Below are 21294 nucleotides of genomic sequence, written 5' to 3'. Positions count from 1 at the left end.
CTCCCCCACTCCTCCACTCCTCCACTCCCCTCTCCCTACTCCCTAGTCCCTTGTTCCCAAATCGGCAGATCCTCTGGACGGTCAACATCAGCTAAGGTAGGTAAGTAAGCCACTGATAAATTAAGTTTCTGGGCAATCTCCACAGTTTGTGATAAAACTTGAGAAGTTCCCCAATCGATGTTAGTCAATAATTCGGGAAACGGCTGCTGTAAACCAATCAAATAATAGCCACCGTCTACCGCAGGACCAAGCACCAAGTTAAAGACGTGGAGTTGCTTAAAAGCTGTTGCGAGAATCTGAGGATTTACACCAGGGCAATCAGTACCAATGATAACTACTTGTTCTGCATTATTTTGAAAGGAATTTAAGAGCGATCGCATCATCCGCGAACCCAGATCGCCTTCACCTTGTAACTGATAAACTAAATCAGACCCCAGCCAATCTTGCATCAATTGCAAATTACCACCCGCAAACCGCACTTCTAAAGAAATGGCAGTGCTTGCTTGTAATTCTTTAACCTGAGATAATGTATATTCAGTCATCTCTCGCTGAAGATTCGCAGCACCAACACTGCCCAAAGCAGGTATCAGCCGAGTTTTTGTCTTTCCCGGTTCTGGATAGCGAGTAAAAATAATCAGATGCTGTTTCGAGTATTTTGGTGATTTCAGCACGCAATACCTTGTTTTAAATCAACCAAAAATATCTTAATAGCAATACTTGCCGTTTTCGTTAGCCGTAGCACGCTCTTTTGCCATTCGCATTGCCCCTAAAATTGTCGAAACATACACGCAACGCTTGACTTTAGGACTATTTGGGATGTACAAAGTCATCTGTCCTAATGCTTGTAGTGATGTGTTAATACACTCATCTCCAACATTGTATACAGGACAGCCTTGGTAATTAAATATAACTCGCCACGCCCCAGATACAGTTTGTTTTCTTAAAGTTGTCTCACTATCAATCCGAATATTTGAATCGAGATTATTCCATAGCTTATCGTTGGTAGTGACGGCTTCAGGAATGAATTGTTCTGCTTTTGCTTGATGAACTGCCCATTGAACGATATTGTTTTGTTCACGAAAGCTAACTTGCCAGGTTAATTTTTGTTTTTTTGCTTGACTTTGAGCCTGACGCATGGCACGATAAATTTCATCTTGGGCAACGTTGAGACGACGAGTGTTTACAAAACTTAGCCAACTGGGGAAAGCGATCGCGCTTAATATCCCGATTATAAAAATAACTACCAACATCTCTACCAGCGAAAAGCCACTGTTAGAGGAGTTTCTCAAAATATTTATTTTCATTAAATAAACTAGACATGGTAAATGCACTAGCGGTATTTACAGGAGATTTCAGGTAAATGAAGTACATAATAAAACCCCTCTCCTTGTAGAGACGTAGCACTGCTACGTCTCTACGTGTATTAGATTTGCTGTATTTTTCAATTAAATTGTTAAAGCCGCAAATATCAGGCGTTTTTCACTTTCTTAGCAAGTATCTTCATATTTCCTAATAATGCTGTAGACAAAGCAGACGGTAGCATCAGAATAACGACTATTTTAAATAAAAGTATTAATGTTAAATTTATACTCTTTAAACGCAAAGAATCATTTTTGATATACTTCCATAAAAATAAAGCCCCTGCTAAACCTTTTTGTCGATTAAGCGGATTTTGTAAAGCTTTCCATGTGAGGTATTTATAGAGATTTGCAAAGCTGTAAGCTTTCAGATACTGTAAAGATTCAGGGCTTGTAATGTACGCTTTATTAAGAACTTGCAGACAAGCTTTTTCCTGTCTTGCAAGATTACAAGACAGAGAATTAGCACTTATTCTATATAATATTTGCACATATGGTACAGCGACAAAATTGAATTCCCGCGCTAATCGCAACCACATATCCCAATCCTGACCAGCAACCAAAGATTCATCAAATCCACCAACTGCGAGCAGAGCATCTTTACAAATCAATGGGTTAGAACCATTCTCTAAAAAATTTTTCACCAATAACTCTTCATAAACATTTCCATTTAGACTAATGTGAGTACCTGAAGAGACAAATTTACCATTTTCATCAATATAATCTGTCCAACTATAAGCAACTTTTGTAGTTGGATTTTCTTTTAAAGCCTTTAACTGAGTCGCTAGCTTATCAGGTGTCCAAATATCGTCTGCATCTAAGAAACTAATAAATTCTCCTATTGCATGGTTAATGCCACGATTCCGACTCACATTTCCACCCGCATTAGTATATGAAAAAACTTTTATTCGTAAATCTTTAACTTGTGAAAGAACATTTGAAGTTGCATCAGTTGAACCATCATTAATTATAAGTAGTTCAAAATCACTAAAAGTTTGGTTTAAAACGGAATCGATGGTTTGTTGAATAGTTTTAGCACAATTATATGCTGGTATGACGACAGAAATCTTCGGCACTTTGGGATTTGTTTACTAGGTTTTTACAACCTTATTCTTCCCAAAAATACTGACAAAGTAACATTTTAAAGAATAGAAAGGACTTATCATACTACTCAAGTAAAACTCAATTTCAAAACGTGCAATTACATCATTGTTTAATTGACCTCTATACTTAACTAAATGTCGTAAAACTCGCCGTAAATTTGCTAAATAAGTTCTAGCAAACACAATGGGTTTTTGCCATGTTTTGGCATTGATAAAGCGTAGCTGACAATGACATAGACCACAGCCTCTAGCCAAGCTGATCAAATAATCTTTTTCTAATCGCCAATGTGGTATTTGATGATAGGTATGCATGGCAGGGTTATACCAAATTTGCCAACCTCCTTTGTGTATATAAAGCAATGGTTCATAATCATCACCTTGTACCATCAATCCTGGTAATTTTCCTGTTAAATTAGGTCGTTGTGGCACATTTTCGCACCATGCTTGTTTCCGAACTACAAGTGCTGCACCGGGAGGAAGCCTTAAATTATCTGGATCGAATAAATGGAATTCATTTCCGTGCTCTCTAATAGCCATAAAAGCTTGAATTCTTTCAAAATTATCTGGCGGTTTCACCTCGTATTCACCATGTATTTGACCGCTCCATGCACCAGCTTGAGGATATTTTTGACCAAAGGTATAAGCTTGTGCGACCCAATCAGATGCAGGTAAATTATCATCATCTAGAAATGCGATTATCTCACCTCTGGCTTCTTTTACGGCTCTAACCCTTGCAAATGCGGCTCCCTGTTCTTTTTCCAAAAAGTACCTCAACGAAATTTGACTATTCCAGGTTTTTTGGTAATTCTCAATTACAAGGGCAGTGTTATCTTTACTATTATTATCAATAATAACTATTTCCCAATTTATATTTTCTTCAAAAATCTGGCTTTTCAGCTTATCCAGAAGTTTAGCTAAACGGTCTTCACTGTTATATGTAGGAATAGCTAAAGTTAAATGGCAAATGTCATTTTTCATATTATTACTTGGGAGCAAATAAATATTTTATTTTAAAAAGATAAAAAGGACTGATGAAACTGCTGACTAATAATTCTCTTTCACAAGCAGTAATTAAGTCACTGTTAATTGCACGTCGATATTTGAAACTGTGAATTATAATTTTGCGTAAATCATTAACGAAGTATGCTACGCTCGCTAAAGGTCTTTGCCAAGGTTTTGTTCTCAGCATCCGTAAATGATAACGACTTAAACCAACGCAGCGAAATAGAAGAATTAAATATTCTCTTTGCAATCGCCAAGCAGGTATTTTATGATAAACGTGCATTTCTGGGTTATACCAAATCTCCCAACCACCAAGCTGAATATGCAATACAACTTCTAAATCTTCACTTGCTAAACCCGCTTCTCTACCTTTGTGGTTTAAAAAAGTATGTTGCGGAACATTTTCGCACCAAGCTTGTTTACGGACTACTAAGCCTGCTCCTGGGGGTAGCATTTTCATCTGTGGCTGATATATGTGGGGTTCATTACCTCGTTCGGTGATAGCTAAAAAAGAAGCTATTTTATGAAAGTTTTCTGGTGGTTGGACTTCAAAATCACCCCAGATTTGGCTACCAAAAGCTCCTGCGAGGGTGTGCTTTTGAGCAAAATCATAAGCTGCTTGCACCCAATTTAATGCCGGATAGTTGTCATCATCAAGAAAACCTATCAATAACCCTGACGCTTCTTCAACTGCACGTTTTCGAGCGTAAGCTGCTCCTTGTTGAGGTTCAAAGCAATACTTTAATGGGTAAGCACATTGCCAATTTTCTTGATATGCCTGAACGACTTTAGCTGTATTATCAGTGCTGTTATTATCTACAACAATGATTTCCCACAATAATTTTTCCGTGAAAATTTGATTTCGTAGTCGTTCTAAAAGTTCAGGCAAGCGACTTTCACCGTTATAAGTTGGGATGGCTACAGTAAAGTCGAGGTACTCAGTCATAGCGCAAAAACTGTATTGCTATTAGGTCACTTTTTTAGTATGCCCAGTCAAAGACAAAAAATCTAGTCAAAGTTACTATGTGGCTAATTTGCCATCACTCATGAGATATATATAAACAAAAATCGCACTGATATTTCAAGTTTCCTCTGAATGTGCAATTTCCGGTTCGGTATTTTTATGGAATTTTTATTATTGTTTAGCGATCGCATTTATTATTTAGTTACACTTGTCATCTTTTGCAGTTCGCATTCCTCCAAGAAGAGTGTCTACAATGACACATCGTTTTAGCTCACTTGCTGTGGTAGTTCCAGGGTTAGGTACAGCTACTAGAACTTTTAAACCTGTATCAGAAGAATTACTATCAGTCTTAGTTGCTAAAATACCCATATAATTGAAAGTAATTGTTTGTGGTGCATTGGAATTATAGGCGGAAGCGTAAATGAAAGAATTGCCCTTAGTGTTTCTATGACTGAGGTTTGTACCAAGCAATATTTGTCGTGGTTTAATTTCTAAGTCTCCACCTAAATCACGCCAGTAATTATCAGGTGTAGAATCGCTAGGGTGTATGGCAATTTGTGGAACTTTATTAGTGTTATTAGTTGTAAAACTAACGCTATAGCTGAGTTTTTTCTTTTTAGCTTGTCGTTGTGCGTCTTGTAATGCAGCTAAGACGACATCGTTAGCTTTATTTACTCGCTGTCGGTTGGTAAAACCAACCCAGCCAGGAGCGGCGATCGCTGCTAAAATTCCTACCATTACCACTACTGCTATCAACTCGATCAGAGTGAAGCCGGCATTCTGTTCGACGTACCCAGAAGTGTAGCGGTTTTCACCTGCTAATCGCTGCTTTAATGTTGCTACTAGAGATTTTTTATGATTTATTTTTAACATTAATAAACCCACGCTATACATACTACCTTTCGTAAATTAACTATCAGAAGTTATAAAAGTTATTTGGCAGGTAAAAATCCGCGTCCTTGCACTTGAATGCTTGCAGTAGGGAAATAAGTAGCAACATTGTCAGAATACTGAATTTGATTATTATTGTTAAGGCGAAAATAGGCATTACCTCTTAAGTAAATCTTTGCCAATACTTTATCCGCTTCTACACAAGCATAAAATCCAGATGTGTTAGTTCCTATAGGTTCTGAATTAGTCGGACAAGTAATCGCAGGTCCACTAGTGCTAATATAATCAAGTAAAGTCTCGGCTCGTGCGGTGTAAGCTACTGAGTCTGCTTTCCATTGATTCATCTTTTCCTTGAGGCTAGAACCAGGAATGGTTGGGTCTAGAGGTGGTGGATTAAACCCAGGACTAGAATCTTCGCCTTTAGTATTAGAATAAGGCGCACTAATTTTACCTCGAATTTGAAATCTACCAATGCGTGCTGAACGCGACCAGGTAGAATTACCACCAGTCGGATTTGTAATTAAGTAATATGCCACTAATGAATAAGCAAAGCCATCGTCTTTAACAGTATCTGTTTTAGAAGTCACGCCAACACTATCAGCCAAATATTCGCGCTTCCAAAAAACTAGAATTGGTTGGCAAACAGTTCCATCAGCGTTGGTTTGCTTACAATTAGGAGCTTCCTTTACGGGTGGTATTCGGTTTTGAATTCCTGAATTAGCAGGAAGAATAGTAGGAGGAGTAGGAGGAGTTGTATTATCTCCGTCTCTAGTTAATCCATCAGCATCGTAAATATAAACTGCTTGCTGTAAATCACGCTCAATGAAATCAAGTGCAGCCTGAATTTCTTGCTCGCTAGTTGCTTTGGCTTGTTCTTTGCGATCGCTGTCTAGAATGTCAATCATAAATCCCAATAAAGGGGTGATGATCAGTATAGCTAGCACCATTCCTATTAGCAGTTCAATTAGGGTAAAGCCACTATTTTTATTATTTATGCCAAAGTATTTTAATTTAAGGCTCAGTATAAATTTGAGTGAACTCATCATGTTACGGTTTCCCTTTTATTAACAGATGCTGAAGAATTAAGATTCAATTGGTGCTACAACCTTTGTCGAGTGGTTGGTTAGTTGGGTCGGAACCTTGAAGACGGTTGCAAAGGTCGCCATAGCTAGGTACTGTATCCGTAATATCTGTTGACATTTCTACTAATGGTGCTTGCTGATTTCCTAAGCCAGTTCCCCCAGTGAAAGTCTGTTGCTGTTTAATTGGATTGTTTGAAGTGCTATCTTTCAGTGCTTTGAAAGTGATGCCACTTTTAAAAGCATTTGCTCTGTAAACCCGCACCCCTAAGGCATATCCGGTTGTAGAGGTTTTGTTACGAAAAACTTGGACAACCATATCTGTAGTACTACTGTTTTTGCAGGTATTATCACCATCAAAATCTATGCAATACAAATTAGTTGGAGATGGGGGAGTTCCTGTTGATGTTGTCCCTGTAGTTGTGCAGTAGGAGTTTGCTGCACAGTTCAAGCTTCCTGGGTTTGTGGGAGCAGGAAAATCTTTAAGGAGGCTATCACTAGTGGCTGATGGGGGTTCAATTTGCTTAGTTCTCACTCCATCTATATACGATTTAGCAGCTTGGGTTGCAAATTCTACCCTTCGGGCTTGAACGCGGGTTGCGACTGATAGGATAATGACTGGAGCGATCGCTGCTAGCAACACGCTAACGACTACGATCGCTACTAAAGATTCGATTATCGTGAAACCCTCTTGGCGAGATTTTGAGTAGGATGCAAGTATTTTTCCAGCTTTAGTAGCTTGTAGTGTTTGTTTGCTTGCTTGTTTTGCTGTCGTCATGGCAATTTACCCTATATTCAAACCCGATGTTTAGCCATTGTCATTTGGTACGCTTGGACAGCTTTGTGGACGATATTCGTTAGGAACAGCATTGGTAGAGTAAGTAACACTGCCTCCTGCTGTAGTTACGATTCCTGTGCGGTTATTTGCTTCACCCGCACAAAGCAATGTTTTCACCCAAACATCATCTCGACCTACTTCTCGAAAGAACTCACTTGGACGACCTGTAGAGGGTTGAGTAAATCTCTGAGCAAACAAGTCAGGTTGCTCTGACAAAAGTCCGACATCAAAACCCCAGTTTCGAGTGGGTGCTGAGTAGAAAGGTAACAAACCATCGCCGTCTTCAATTGGGTAATTATCAAATGGGTAGTCATATATGCTGAGATTACCCAGAGTAGTTGTAGTGTCAGTACCCAATACCCCTCTGCTTTTCAAAAGGGGTGAAATCGGCGCTGTAGCGTAGCTACTCCGCTTTAACTGAATAAAGCCACCACGAATTCTGGTTGTTCTACCTTCCCAGCTTTCCAAAAAGCGTACTAAGTTTTGCAACCCTGCTGACACTTCACTAGGTCTACTAGGACTGTTTCCAACTACGAAGGTCACATTAAATATGGTGGTGCCAGTATCGGCTTTTTTTAGCCAATTATCCCTAAACTGCGTTTGTATTGCTGAGTCCTGCCTGAGAGTATCATTTGGTCTGCTATTTGCATCATGAATTTGCAAGACAGGTACTAAAATTGGTTGACCATCTAAATCCGGATTAGCATCACTGTCAGAACCATCAATCGGCGGCAAATAGAATAGGGACTGGTCATTTCTATAAGTTGGGTTAATGCCTGGGGTAGCACCTGTACTTGTTGTTCGGAACCAGAGAGCGCTAATATTGCCTCCAGATATTCCGTAACGATTTGTTGCTGTTGCATCGGTTGTGTTACATCCGTTTCCGTTAAAGTTACTACCTGTGGTGTCTACGGGACAACCTACCCCCATAGGTTTATAGATACCAGTACTGCTTTCTAGTAAGTTGTTGCCATTGCGCGCAAAAGCAACCCGTCGAGGATAACGTCTATCTCCCACAACTAAAGCCGAACTACCTGTATCGCCAGCCCCAAGTCTTTGTCTGATACTCTTGGCAACAGAACCAGTGAATCCAGTATTATCTGTCCAACTTAATTCGCTACTAGTGAGTATGTTGTCACTGTTAGTATCAGGGTTAGAAACTCTAGCAGCACGTATGGCTTGCCCTAATTTATTAGCTTTGACTACCTTCTCTGTATCATTAGGATCTACAGTTCCGTCTCCATTAGCGTCAAAAGAAACTGTGTCTTCTAAGTCGCCGTCTCCGTTGACATCAAATCCTACCGCCCACTTCCAGTTAGTAGTAGTCGTACAGTTTGAAATCAACTCTTCACGGCAGATTTCCATCACATACAAGGGGAAACCATTTGCCCGTCGCTGAATTGGTGTTACACCATTGATTGTGTAGGAACCTAATACAGTTTTTGGCACAATTGTATTACCAACTCCATTAACTGGTTGCCACCAATCAGCACTGGTGAGGTAGTTGTTTTCCAAAAAGCCGTTTTTCAGTCGAGGGTTATTTATGTTGGTGGGCAAGCTGGTTAGATTTAAGTTGCTTGTAAGTGGAATACCAGTGTTGTTGTTTAGGTCAAAATCGCCTTGGTTGCGGGCACCATCGACAAAAGTGCTAGATAGCAGCGTCATCGAATCAGCAACAACTGTTGCCGATCGCCAGAAATCTCCCCCATCAGTAGGACAACCTGTTCTTCCTGGACGACAAGCAAACTTGGTTTGAGGATCGCTGCGATCGTAGAAGCTGGTAGATTCTAATGTTTGAAATTCTTCAATTTCTGTGCTAGTGCTGGTGTCAGTACGGTGCAAGTTAAATCTACCTTTGATATATGCAGGTAAATCCGTTGCTAAAATCAGACCCTTTTCTCTAGCGGTGAAAGTATTGCTGTTATTCCTTGCTAAGGTATCACCGTTATAAAGGCGGATACCATTGGGGCGACGAGTGGGGTCAAGCCGAAAATCAGTTGGGCTAAGTAATTCTGACTGAGCAGTTGTGTTACTTTTATCTATTAATGCATCTTCTCTGGTGGCGTAAATAATGCCACTCATCGGTAACAGATATTCTGTACTTGTGCCTCCAACTGTACCTGTAATCGCTGTAGTGATTAGCTGCGCTAGATTAATATCAGTTACCCGAACTTCTAAGGGTTGACGCTGTTCAAGGTCTAAAAGATAGTCGGTAGGGTCAGTGGCAGTTGCAAAGTTAGCCTGTTTAATTTCTCTCGCATCTAGGAAAGATGCTTCTTTGATAGCACCATGAGGAGGCTGGTTAGTTGGAGTAACGAAACTGGTTTCATTATTGAGAATATAAATCGCACACAGGGCTGTATCAATTGCTGAATAATCTGCCAGTTCTAAGTTACTGGTATCACCTGTCGGTACTGTAGTCCCAGTGCCAATTTTATCTAGAGCATCCTTTAAGGGTTGATTTACTCGACGCCCATTAGGAAAGACTAAGTTTGCTTGTCTTGCTAGATGAGCTTTGTAGGTGGCAAAGGTACTTCTGCCAGGGAAGTTGTAAACAACACCGTTGTTAGATCTACCTTGTTGAATGCTGCTATCATTTAGCTCTGTGACGTTGGGTAGAGTACCTCTATTTTTAGCGGAATTGTATTCTACATCGCCTGCATCTCTAACGCCGTTATTATTACCATCGGAGAACAAATATTTATAGCTGGGGTCGTGGTAGCTACTAACACAAGCTATCGGGGTTTGGTCATCACCAGCGTTATTTTTGTAGTGATATACCGCAGTTGCCCGCATTAGTAAATCGCCCTTAAGTGTTTGTGTTAGGTTAGGGCTACTCATGGGCATGGTGTCGGGCCAGACCAGTATATCAGTCGCAGCAGGAGTGAAACCTGGGGCAGCAGTTGGAAGTGTCAAAAATGAATTAGTGTCGCGACCGTAATAAGGACCGGATGGATTGTTAACAGGACCATCAACATAAATCCCAGCACCAGTTACAATGCGGACTCCACCGACGTTATCTAAATCATTTTCTGGAATCTTCGCGGCGTTTTTTTCCCAAAAGCCATTTCGTGCTGAAATACCCAGATCACCAAGACTTTGGATTTGAGTGTTACGCCATCTTTGCCGAGAACCAGGTGGTCTTGTCCAGTTAACAGCGCTGCTGTTATTAAAAATTCGCTGTTGACCATCCATGCCAACATATTTGTCACCTAATTTCCATAATGCAGGTAGGTTGTTACCGACAAAAATGCGATCGCCTAATTTAGTCTGAACACCTTCTTGGTTGCGTTTTGTTGGTTCTGTAGCCTCTAGCTGAGATGGAGTGACTTTAATATCTGTACCACTAGCTAAATTATTTAACTTGTTAGTGCTGTCTAATGGCTCTCTCCAAATTGCTGGGGGTTCAAATGAACTAGAGGTAATAGCGCTATAGTTAGTTAATGCGTCTCCTCCAAAAGGTACTTCAGCGAAGGGTACGCGGCGTGTACGGTTTTTGAGGTAAAGTTCTATTTCATCTGCAAGAATCTTTCTCGCTGTGCTGTCATCATCAGAAGATTGAACACGTTCGTCAACATTTTTTTTAATATCGTCTGGGTAGCCACTAGCTGCAACAGCTGATTTAACAGCACTACCAGTAGTTGCAGTGTTACATGATGAACAAAGAGCGATCGCATCAGTCTTCATCCTGGCAATGCGTTGATTGTATGCATCATCGTTAAAGCCGATAGATCCACCGCCGGCACTATCAGTAGATCTGCTAGTACTCTTAATCTCTATATCTGCTGTATTTTTTAGTGGTGCATTGCCAAAACCTTTATAAAAATGAACTTTAGCAGCTTTTTGATCGGTGTTTTGAGCAATACTTCCAGTTCCTACGTTGCCTCCAACAGTAATCTGCCCATTTTCTTGGTTATAAAAACACGATGACTTACTGCTGACTTGCCGTAACTCAATATCACCTGGACCACCTCCCCCAATGAGCAAGTTGCCATTAGTGTGAAGTCTCCCATTCACTGCTAAGGCTGCACCAGGTGTAATTTCTAGATCGTGTTCAGACCAAACTGCGTTATAAGCTATAGGAACCCGACTTCGGTCTTGTTGAAATTCTAATGCGGCAAAACCTTTATCTCCTTTATAGATTTCGTAGTCCGTATTTCCACCAGTGTTAGTAATTGGTACATTAACTGTATAGACAAAAAAGCTTTTACCTAGATTGCCTGATTGCAGTTTATACCAACTAGAATTACCCACCAGGCTAGAAAAACCGCTAGCACTTGGACAGTTGGTGTTTGTATTGGCATTATCCATTGGTGGGGTTCTAGCTTCCAAGGGATTTCTTTTGCGGTTAAACTGCCCTGTGGTAGTATTTCTAGTCGGTGAGCGGAAGTAAATTCCGTATAAAGTATAGGTGTCTTTTTTGCCGTTGTTATCTGTATCTACGGCAAATTTCCAGGCTGTTTTTAGAGTTTCGTCGTTTTCCAAATTTGCGGTACTTGACTGGATGCCAGTATTACCATTAAAGTCATAAGCCAGCTTCAAACGAGTTTCATCACCAAGTCTGTATTTATCTTTTTTAATAGCGTCATATAAAGCGCTATCTGAGGGAGTTCCTCGTGGTAATGTTGGGTCTTCAAATAAAGCATCTAATTTAGCTCTAGCTCTATCAATTGCTGGAGCCGCAGCATTGAGAACTGCTTCATTTACCCGCACGTTACTAGCGTTTTTACTTCTATCAAAAGACCTAAATAAAATCGCAGTTGTTAACAGCACAACTACAAGCGCTACCATTGCCACTGTTGGCAAGACAAAACCGGCATTCGTTGATTCTCGGCGTCTTTGGGTGATAAATAAAGTCCGCAATAGCCAATTAATTGGCTTGTTAATTATAGTTAGATATTTATTGCTAAATTTACTAAACCTTTTGGATAATATTTTTATTGCCTTGACTAGCTGGCGTTTTGAAGACATAGCTGCTTTCCTGTCAAGTGGATTTGACTACTTTTTGTATTTTTTTGAAATTGAAAATTAAGCCTATCGAATAATTTCGCAGGCTAATGCAAAGATTTTATTTATGTGACTAATTTACTATGTTTTCCCGTTTTTTCAATGTGGTATTTACGCCAAAAATCCGATTTATTAGAGTTATATCATTTTTCACAATTGGGGATTATTCCGGTAAATACGGATTTTATCTGAATTATTGAATTTATCGCCGAAAAAGGATAATACTGTCATAATTTAAGATTAATTTTACCAAAGGTATTTCCGCAACAGGTGATTTCCTGAAGCTGTTGTTAGCAAAGTAAACTTATAGTACCCATCTGTTAAAGAAAACATATCAGTTGATGAAAAATTAATATTAGACATCTCCAGAAAAGACGTAGAGACGTAGCATTGCTACGTCTCTTGGTATCGGGCAACGCATAATTAAATTCTGGAGATGTCTATTAAGTGGATGGAAATAAATAAACATAACTATGTCCGAAGTGAATGAAGCGATCGCTTGCGGTTTGCGATTGCTTGTCTTCTACTGTCGGAGACTCTCCGTGAACGAGACCCAAGGAGCGATCGCTTCGGACAACAAATAATTTTTTCCGTCCACTTAGATAGTTAAAAGCCTCCCGACTTAGGGGAGGCTTGAGTGGAAGTCTTCTGTGCAGTTAGTCTGATAATTTACCAGATTAATTTTGGTGGGGTTGTAGTAGAGGCTAAAGCGCTGAAGCGCTTACTACGAAAATGCACGCAACATAGGACATGTTTTAAGGAATTAGCGATTTTTAGTAATGATTGAGGTTAATGCCGGCTTCTTTTGCCATTGCGTGTAACCCTTTGGTTTCTAAGGTTTTGATGGCTTTGGTTGATAGTTTCAGTTTAACCCAACGGTTTCCTTGGGGCCACCAAACGCGCTTGCTTTGCAAATTTGGGTACTGAAGTCGCTTGGTACGACGGTGGGAGTGGGAAATTGCAAAGGCGTTATTTGCCTTTTTACCAGTTAGTTCACAGCGACGAGACATACTCAGAATATCCTATTTATCTTGAACACAATCTCTTATTGTATTAAATTTCTATCCAGTAAGGTGCAATATTATATCCTTGCGGCATTAGCAATGTGAGAAGATGAGGCAGCAGCCCAGAGTAGACATTCGCTGGTAAGCTTTGCTTCCTTTAGGGGACGATTTTGCAAGCCCTAGGTCGATATATTGTAGAGACGTTCCACCGGAACGTCTCTCAATACGGTTCGCTCGTCTGATTTTTCGTGGTGATTTAGGGTATGTAGAGACGCGATATATCGCGTCTCTACAAGGTTTTTGGTTTATCAAATATTTCTTATCCGAACCGTATTGGAACGTCTCTAATGAAGGTGCGTTACGGTTCCCTAACGCACCCTACCATTTCCCGGCTCTGCCAGGGTGATTATTTTGCGGCTTGTTCTGTCAGCTTGGTGAGGACTTCATTTGAGCGTTCGACGAAGGATTTCATTCCTTCGGCGTCAAAGCCTTTCTGAGACATCAGTGCCAAATCGTAGACGTGTTGGCAAATCATGTTCACCAATTGACCTGTGGGCGACTGACCATCACCTTGAATTATACTGCCTTGGTTGAGGTTCGCCAGATTTTGAATCAGGGGGTGAGCGGTATTTACTAGCAAAATGTGGTCTTCGGGAAACCCTGCGCTTTGTTGCTGCATCATAGCGTTCATTTCTCGCAGACGGCGCAGAATTTCTGGTAATAGTACCATTGCTGGTGGTGTCCCTTGGGGGTCGTCTGATTTCAAAGCTTCGGTGCGGATGTTGAGTCTGGGTTTGTTGAGTGCTTTTTCAAAGAGTTCTTTGACGACTTCACTGCGGGTTTTGTTGGTTGTGGGGTCAACTATTTCGCTAGCTTTGTCTTTATCCAGCAGGGTGTTATCTAAGTCGGAGTCTACCCGCGTGAATTTAACATCGTTATATTCTTGCTCTAGGAAGTTGATGAAGTGTGTGTCGATGAAGGAGTCCATAAATAGGACTTCTAAGCCTTGGTTTTTGTGCAATTCTACGTAGGTAGCTTGGGTGGCTGGATCGGTGCAGTAGAAAACGCGGTTTTCGTGGCGTTCTTTGTTACGTTCTAGGTATTCTTTGAGGGTGGTGTATGGGGATTGAGGGGTGGAATCAGCCGTTTGGGAGGTGACATCTTGCCATGCATCGCCTTCTTCTGATTGTACCTGTACTGCTGGGGTGTCAGCGGTTTTTTCTGATAGCTTGGCGGTGGTGCGGAAGATGATGATGTCTTCGACTTGCTTTTTGAATTTATCGTCGTTGAGGACACCAAATTTAACGAAGGTGCTGAGGTCTTTCCAGATGCTGATGTATTGTTCGCGATCGCCTCGATAAACTTCTTTTAAGCGATCGCCTACTTTCTTGGCTATATAATCGCCTATTTTCCGCACGGTGCGATCGCTTTGCAAGGCACTCCGCGATACATTCAGGGGAATATCAGCGCTATCAATTACACCCCGCATGGGAACCAGAAACTGTGGAATAATTTCTTCGCAATTGTCACTGACGAAAACTTGGTTACAAAATAGCTTAATTTGCCCTTTTGTTACATCGACATCTGGCTTCATTTTGGGAAAATACAAAATCCCGTTGATGATAAACGGATAATCTGTATTCAAATGCACCCACAACAGCGGTTCTTCTTGGAAAGGATATAGGTAGCGGTAAAACTCTAAGTAATCTTCTTGACTCAAGCTACTGGCAGATTCTCGCCAAGGTGCTTTCTGCCTGTTTAACACCTCACCCTCTAGTTTGATGGGTACTGGCATGAAATCGCAATAAGTCTTGACAAGATTCTTAATTCGTGATGATTCTAAATATTCTTCTTCTTCCTCTTGCAGGGTGAGGGTAATGGTGGTGCCACGAGTTGTCCGGGGTGAGTCTTCCAAGGTGTACTGTGGAGAACCATCACAACTCCAGTGAACAGGTTGTGAACCTTCTTTATAAGATAAGGTATCAATTTCAACTTTTTGCGCCACCATGAAGGAGGAGTAAAAGCCCAGACCAAAGTGACCGATTATCGGTTGGTCTGATTTGCCTTGGTACTTTTGAATAAATTCTTCGGCACTGGAGAAAGCTACTTGGGTGATATATTTTTTCACCTCATCGGCAGTCATCCCAATGCCGTTGTCGGTAATGGAGAGGGTTTTGTTGTTTTTGTCAATGGCAATTTGAATTTCTGGTTCGCCGGTCTCACCTGCGTATTCCCCAGCACGAGATACCATGTTCAGCTTTTGGATGGCATCTACAGCGTTGGAGACCAGTTCTCGCAAGAATATTTGGTGGTCGGAGTAGAGCGACTTTTTGATAATCGGGAAAATATTCTCAGTATGGATACTGATAGTGCCTTGTTCAAGCATGATTCTTAAGGTACGGTAATAGTATCTGAATTATGACTGTGGCTACATCATAGCCATCTGCTTTCAAGGATAAACCTGAAGAATAGTAGAGGGCATGATACCAATTAGGATTGTAAAGGCATAGCTTAGGCGATCGCTTGTTTTTTCAGCGTTGTTTGCCCCCATAGAGTGATTCGGATTTCCCTACCCCTGCTAAATATGCTGCTACTTGCTATTTTTTTCCAACACTAAAAAATAGTGATATGGATGGATGGGGTCGGTAAATTCTTGCTTGATGGTTAATCCTGCTTTGGCAACTGAGTCTAAAATCCGCTTTTTGGGATATCCTTTTAGCCCCATTTCCCAATAATGCTCGTTACAAACTGGTTTTGTACTCCAAAATTTTGGCAGATGAAGTAATAAATACCTTGACCTATGTGCATAAGAATATTTTATTTGAAGTGCCAAGAATTGAGCGTTATAAGGAATCGAAATTACTAAAAATTTCTTTGTAATCAGTGCAAGTTGTTTTAAGGCTTCTTCTGATTGTTGATAAGGCAAGTGTTCTAGCACTTGAAACAGTACAATCGCGTCAAATTTATCTTTGAGCGTGGAAAAGTCAGTTGTGAGATCCAAAATTATGTCTGGTTCTAAGCTGGGGTCAATATCCGCAGTGGTGACATTGTAGCCATTGCGTTTGAGGAGATCCGTTAACAGGGAATTAAAAATCCCAATTTCTAGGATGTTTTTTACCTGTGAGCCTAATGTAAATATTAGACGCAACTGGTGATGGTAACTAATCAGCCTATCTTTTGATAAATATTCGGAATTTTTCAGGTTTAATGAGCTAATGAGTTCCATAAGAATGGACTGATTAAAGTGGTGGGTTTACTACTAAATTTTTCCCAAAAAATCAGTCCTAGTAACAATTTGAGGTGAAAAATGTTTTTGTAATTACGAACAGCCTGGGACTTAAGTCCCAGTCTGATAGCTCAAGTCGGATAAATCCGACTCAAATTATATCATGTCCGACAAATCACATATATTGTAGAGACGTTCCATCGGAACGTCTATTGTAGAGACGTTCCATCGGAACGTCTCTACGACGGTTACTATTCTTGCCGCGACTCGGACTCAAATTATATCATGTTGGACAAATGACATATATTGTAAAGACGTTCCGATGGAACGTCTATTGTAAAGACGTTCCGATGGAACGTCTATTGTAAAGACGTTCCGATGGAACGTCTATTGTAAAGACGTTCCGATGGAACGTCTATTGTAAAGACGTTCCGACGGAACGTCTCTACGACGGTTACTATTCTTCCCGCGACAATGTGGTAATTTGTGGGACTGAGACTTTAACTGTGACTTTTTTGTTAAAGGTGAGTCCGTTATCGCCTTTGTCGATTACAATCGTGTCGCCAGAGATAAAGGTGTTCTCTAACAACTTGGTAGCGATCGCATTTTCGACTTCTCGCTGAATTGCCCGTTTGATGGGACGTGCACCGTAAACTGGATCGTAACCGATTTCTACTAGGCGATCGCACGCGGCTTGGGATATCTCCAATGAGATTTTTTGGTCTGCGAGCAGATTTTGCACCCGTTTGAGTTGAATTTGGACGATATGTCGCATTTCTTGGCGACTCAGGGTGTGGAAAATAATTATATCATCGACGCGGTTGAGAAACTCTGGGCGAAAGTGCGATCGCAAAGCTTCTGTTACCCGCTTTTGCATCATGCCATATTTGGAGTCATCACCAGATACATCCAAAATGTATTCGCTACCGATGTTACTCGTCATGACAATCACTGTGTTTCTAAAGTCAACCAGTCTTCCCTGAGAATCCGTAATTCTACCGTCATCCAAAACCTGCAACAAAATGTTAAACACATCTGGATGCGCCTTTTCCACTTCATCCAAAAGCACCACTGAGTAAGGACGACGGCGAATTGCTTCGGAAAGTTGACCGCCTTCTTCATAACCTACGTATCCGGGAGGCGCTCCCACTAACCGAGAAACCGAATGTTTCTCCATATACTCAGACATATCCAAACGCACCAATGCGTCACCAGAATCGAAGAGAAACTGCGCTAATGCCCGTGCAAGCTCGGTTTTCCCCACCCCAGTTGGTCCCATGAACAAAAATGAGCCAATGGGGCGCCCTGGGTCTTTCATCCCCGCACGAGCGCGACGAATTGCGGCTGATACGGCTTCTACAGCTTCCTCTTGCCCTATGACTCGTTCGTGCAAATGGCTTTCTAGTTGCAGTAATTTTTGCCGTTCCGATTCCAAAAGGCGATTTACGGGAATTCCCGTCCATTTTGCGACAATTTCGGCAATATCAGCTTCGGTGACTTGTTCCCGTAGTAGAGTAGTACCTTGGTTTTGAGTTTCCAAAAGTTGCGCTTCTTTGACTTCTAAGTCACGCTGTACTCGCTCCAAATCGTCATATTTTAACTTGGCAGCTTTATTGAGATCGTAAGCGCGTTCGGCTTGCTCAATTTGTACCCGCAGCGCTTCTTCGTGTTTCTTTAAAGCACTGATAGCTTCTAATAACTGCTTTTCACCTTGCCATTGCTCATTAAATTCCTGCTGCTTTTCGGTCAAATTGGCGATTTCTTGCTCAATTCGCTGCAAACGCTCTTTTGTTTGCGGCGTACCTTTCTCTTCCCCAGCCAATGACAGCTTTTCCATTTCTAGCTGCATTAAGCGACGGTCAACAATTTCCAATTCCGCCGGTTTGGAGGTTATTTCCATTTTCAACTGGGCTGCGGCTTCATCTACTAAGTCGATCGCTTTATCTGGCAAAAAGCGATCGCTTATATATCTTGATGACAATGTAGCCGCAGCAACTAACGCTGAATCAGAAATCTTTACATTATGATGCACTTCGTAACGTTCTTTCAAACCGCGCAAAATGGAAATGGTATTTTCCACGCTGGGTTGATCGACAAATACTTGCTGAAAGCGTCTTTCTAATGCGGCATCTTTTTCGATGTATTTACGGTACTCATCCAAGGTTGTCGCGCCAATACAACGCAGTTCTCCTCGTGCTAACATCGGTTTAAGCAAATTCCCGGCATCCATCGCTCCTTGTTGGTTAGAACCTGTACCAACAACGGTATGCAACTCGTCAATAAATAAAACTATTTGACCGTTGGATTCAGTAACTTCACGTAAAACTGCTTTTAAACGGTCTTCAAATTCACCTCGATATTTTGCCCCAGCAATCAAACTACCCATATCTAGGGAAATTAACTGGCGATTTTTCAAAGATTCGGGAACGTCACCGTTAACCATGCGTTGTGCTAAAGCTTCGGCGATCGCTGTTTTACCTACCCCAGGTTCCCCAATTAATACCGGGTTATTCTTGCTGCGACGCGACAATACTTGAATGACGCGGCGGATTTCGTCATCGCGTCCGATTACGGGGTCTAGCCTACCAGCTTTTGCCTGTTCTGTCAAGTCTCTGCCGAACTTTTGCAAAGCTTCGTAACGAGATTCTGGAGCTTGATCGGTTACTTTTTGGCTACCCCGAACGGTTTTGATGGTAGCCTCTAACTTGGAGGAGTCCAAATTAAAAGCTTTGAGCATTTTGCGTCCGATGCGATCGTCTTCCGCAAAAGCCAGAAGCATGTGTTCCACAGAAATAAAGGAATCCTTCATCCTAACTCTTGCTTCTTCGGCTCGGTCTAACATCATATCTAAATTGCGACCGAGGTAAAGCTGCTCATTTTTGCCAACTTTCGGCTGACGCTGGGTAAAAGCTTCGACTTGCTCCTGCAAACGAAACGGATCAACCTCACACCGTCCGAGAATGCGTGTTGCTAATCCTGTGGGTTCTTCTAATAAAGCAATAATTAAATGTTCAACATCTAATTGCTGTTGTTGATAAGCACGAACTACATCCTGAGATTTAACGATCGCTTCCCAGGCTTTATCAGTAAATTTATTTGGATCTGTAGGCTGCATCTTTAATAATTTTGGATTTTAGATTTTAGATTTTGGATTAAAGAGGTTTCCAAATAATGATGATTTCAACATTATCAGCGTGGAGAAAGCGGTTGCAATTTAGGCTGTGGAATTAGGTACTTAGAAGTTACAGTAACTCCGCTCCTCCGCTCCTCCGCTCCTCCGCTCCTCCGCTCCTCCGCTCCTCCGCTCCTCCTAACTTTCCCTTCCCCATTCCCTAATCTAAAACGAAAACACCGTTCTGAGTGTACTTTGCCAGATAGTGCCGTTGGAGCTATCGTTATTAGGGTTGCTGACTAGGGATAGTATAGGGGTAATACTGATATTGTCGTTTAACTGTAGATTGTAGAATGCCTCGAAGTTGGTTTGGGTAGCGTTACCAAAATTTTCAGCAACGAAAGGTTGACCGATCGCTACACCGGCAACGGTTCCGGGAAGAACGAAGTTACGCAAACCGACACCGATTGCCCAACTCAAAGGATGTAAATCTATATTTTGGTTGATGGCAGTGTTAAATCCTTGGTAGTTACCGACTCCCAAACGCGTAAAAATTCCGGTGTTGCGATTTAAGTTATATTCGGCATTGACACCAAAGGCATTGATATTAGTGTTGTTAATTTCCGCATTAGTATATTGTAGTCGCAATGCGAAGCGCGAACTTGGGGAATACTCCACTTCTACACTGCCTTGACGGCGATCGCACTCATAACCGCTGTTTGTGGTTGAATTAGATTGATTAGCGTTGGCAGCGATGTAAAGCGATCGCACGGTGAATTTGCTATTTTTTGGTTGCCATGCGATCGCGACACCTGCACCACCTTCTCGATCTATTTGATTTTGAACAATCAGAGGATTATTGATCAAAAAGGTAGAACTAAAATCAACCGCTTCGTTGTTCGCATATCTGTTACGATCTATAAAATCCCGTGGCAGCAATTTTGCCCCAACGGTGACGGCTAAATCTGGCATTGGACGAAACGAGTAGTATAATCGCCTCAGATGCAAGTTTTCGTCTACGTTGGTGTAATCGAGTCCTCCATAATTGCCGATAAAACCGCTGTTTGCCAGATTATTAGAGTTTTCCTGCTGTGCTAAATTAATGGCATCACCACCATTGTTACCAGATTCTAACTGAGTGACGAGTAAATCTTGTTCGTTAAAGCTGGTATTGAGATTTAAGCGCGAACGGGCGATTATAGTACTGTGAGCATGACTACCGCTGGTGGGGGCAAAAATTAATTGACCTTGCAGCTTTGTTGTGGTAGAAAATTGATGTGCTTCGAGATAATTTGCGCGATCGCTTGTTGTGTTGACACGTTTTTGCAAGTCATCTAAAGCAGACCGATATTCTTTTTGCAACCGTCTTAAGGTGATAATATCTTCTTGGATGTATTGGTCGCTGATGGCTGTGGCAATCAAGCCTTCAACTTTATCTAAAGTAGCCGCTAGACCTGCGGCAAATTCATCACGCGTCAGAGGACGATTGCCTTTAAAAGTGCGATCGCCAAAGCCAGAGATAACATTGTAACGTTCGACAAGCGATCGTAATGCCTGATAAGCCCAATCTGTTGGTTGCACATCAGACAGTTGAGAAACTGAAGTTTGTTGAGTTAACAACTCAGAATCCCCGTCCAGATTAGCAATTGGGCATTGAGCATTGGGCATTGAGCATTGGGCATTGAGCATTGGGCTAGGAAACCCCACTCC

At 41.4% G+C, this 21294-nt stretch carries 14 protein-coding genes; all 14 read right to left on the bottom strand.

Annotation, left to right across the window (positions count from 1 at the left end):
- Positions 1–35 precede the first annotated feature (35 nt).
- Positions 36–671, bottom strand: coding sequence for a TIGR04282 family arsenosugar biosynthesis glycosyltransferase (locus OGM63_RS25245; RefSeq protein ID WP_263748428.1), 636 nt, complete (start codon positions 669–671; stop codon positions 36–38).
- A 33-nt stretch (positions 672–704) separates the two neighbouring features.
- Positions 705–1304, bottom strand: coding sequence for a pilus assembly FimT family protein (locus OGM63_RS25240; protein WP_263748427.1), 600 nt, complete (start codon positions 1302–1304; stop codon positions 705–707).
- A gap of 164 nt (positions 1305–1468) precedes the next feature.
- Positions 1469–2434, bottom strand: a complete 966-nt coding sequence (locus OGM63_RS25235) for a glycosyltransferase (protein WP_263748426.1) — start codon at positions 2432–2434, stop codon at positions 1469–1471.
- 15 nt (positions 2435–2449) lie between these two features.
- Positions 2450–3439: a hormogonium polysaccharide biosynthesis glycosyltransferase HpsE gene (hpsE, locus tag OGM63_RS25230; protein ID WP_263748425.1), complete on the bottom strand. Its 990-nt coding sequence runs from the start codon at positions 3437–3439 to the stop codon at positions 2450–2452.
- 4 nt (positions 3440–3443) lie between these two features.
- On the bottom strand, positions 3444–4409 hold the full coding sequence (gene hpsE, locus OGM63_RS25225; protein WP_263748424.1) for a hormogonium polysaccharide biosynthesis glycosyltransferase HpsE: 966 nt from the start codon (positions 4407–4409) through the stop codon (positions 3444–3446).
- 216 nt (positions 4410–4625) lie between these two features.
- Entirely contained in the window at positions 4626–5300 is a 675-nt protein-coding gene (locus tag OGM63_RS25220; RefSeq protein WP_263748423.1) for a pilus assembly FimT family protein, read from the bottom strand.
- 59 nt (positions 5301–5359) lie between these two features.
- Positions 5360–6364, bottom strand: a complete 1005-nt coding sequence (gene hpsC / locus OGM63_RS25215) for a hormogonium polysaccharide secretion pseudopilin HpsC (RefSeq protein ID WP_263748422.1) — start codon at positions 6362–6364, stop codon at positions 5360–5362.
- A gap of 43 nt (positions 6365–6407) precedes the next feature.
- Positions 6408–7175: a hormogonium polysaccharide secretion pseudopilin HpsB gene (gene hpsB, locus OGM63_RS25210; protein ID WP_263748421.1), complete on the bottom strand. Its 768-nt coding sequence runs from the start codon at positions 7173–7175 to the stop codon at positions 6408–6410.
- A 30-nt stretch (positions 7176–7205) separates the two neighbouring features.
- Entirely contained in the window at positions 7206–12206 is a 5001-nt protein-coding gene (gene hpsA / locus OGM63_RS25205) for a hormogonium polysaccharide biosynthesis protein HpsA (RefSeq protein WP_263748420.1), read from the bottom strand.
- 809 nt (positions 12207–13015) lie between these two features.
- Positions 13016–13252 (bottom strand): 50S ribosomal protein L28, encoded by a 237-nt coding sequence (gene rpmB / locus OGM63_RS25200; RefSeq protein WP_263748419.1) that lies wholly within the window; start codon positions 13250–13252, stop codon positions 13016–13018.
- A gap of 400 nt (positions 13253–13652) precedes the next feature.
- Complete coding sequence (gene htpG / locus OGM63_RS25195; protein WP_263748418.1) at positions 13653–15632, bottom strand: molecular chaperone HtpG; 1980 nt, start codon at positions 15630–15632, stop codon at positions 13653–13655.
- 204 nt (positions 15633–15836) lie between these two features.
- Positions 15837–16472, bottom strand: a complete 636-nt coding sequence (locus OGM63_RS25190) for a class I SAM-dependent methyltransferase (RefSeq protein WP_263748417.1) — start codon at positions 16470–16472, stop codon at positions 15837–15839.
- Positions 16473–16929: 457 nt separating this feature from the next.
- Positions 16930–19587, bottom strand: coding sequence for an ATP-dependent chaperone ClpB (clpB, locus tag OGM63_RS25185; RefSeq protein ID WP_263748416.1), 2658 nt, complete (start codon positions 19585–19587; stop codon positions 16930–16932).
- A gap of 222 nt (positions 19588–19809) precedes the next feature.
- Positions 19810–21294 (bottom strand): iron uptake porin (locus OGM63_RS25180; protein WP_263748415.1); only part of this gene is annotated, 1485 nt, incomplete at its 5' end.

It is taken from the genome of Plectonema radiosum NIES-515 (assembly GCF_025753815.1).
In the GTDB taxonomy this organism is placed as follows: Bacteria; Cyanobacteriota; Cyanobacteriia; order Cyanobacteriales; family Nostocaceae; genus Hassallia; species Hassallia radiosum_A.
This window is presented reverse-complemented; position numbering and strand designations above follow the sequence as displayed.

Bases quoted from the DNA above. Each gene is read 5' to 3' on its own strand.
- OGM63_RS25240 (WP_263748427.1), bottom strand. From the start codon at position 1,304: ATGAAAATAAATATTTTGAGAAACTCCTCTAACAGTGGCTTTTCGCTG.
- hpsE (WP_263748425.1), bottom strand. From the start codon at position 3,439: ATGAAAAATGACATTTGCCATTTAACTTTAGCTATTCCTACATATAAC.
- hpsE (WP_263748424.1), bottom strand. From the start codon at position 4,409: ATGACTGAGTACCTCGACTTTACTGTAGCCATCCCAACTTATAACGGT.
- OGM63_RS25220 (WP_263748423.1), bottom strand. From the start codon at position 5,300: ATGTTAAAAATAAATCATAAAAAATCTCTAGTAGCAACATTAAAGCAG.
- hpsC (WP_263748422.1), bottom strand. From the start codon at position 6,364: ATGATGAGTTCACTCAAATTTATACTGAGCCTTAAATTAAAATACTTT.
- hpsB (WP_263748421.1), bottom strand. From the start codon at position 7,175: ATGACGACAGCAAAACAAGCAAGCAAACAAACACTACAAGCTACTAAA.
- hpsA (WP_263748420.1), bottom strand. From the start codon at position 12,206: ATGTCTTCAAAACGCCAGCTAGTCAAGGCAATAAAAATATTATCCAAA.
- rpmB (WP_263748419.1), bottom strand. From the start codon at position 13,252: ATGTCTCGTCGCTGTGAACTAACTGGTAAAAAGGCAAATAACGCCTTT.
- htpG (WP_263748418.1), bottom strand. From the start codon at position 15,632: ATGCTTGAACAAGGCACTATCAGTATCCATACTGAGAATATTTTCCCG.
- OGM63_RS25190 (WP_263748417.1), bottom strand. From the start codon at position 16,472: ATGGAACTCATTAGCTCATTAAACCTGAAAAATTCCGAATATTTATCA.
- clpB (WP_263748416.1), bottom strand. From the start codon at position 19,587: ATGCAGCCTACAGATCCAAATAAATTTACTGATAAAGCCTGGGAAGCG.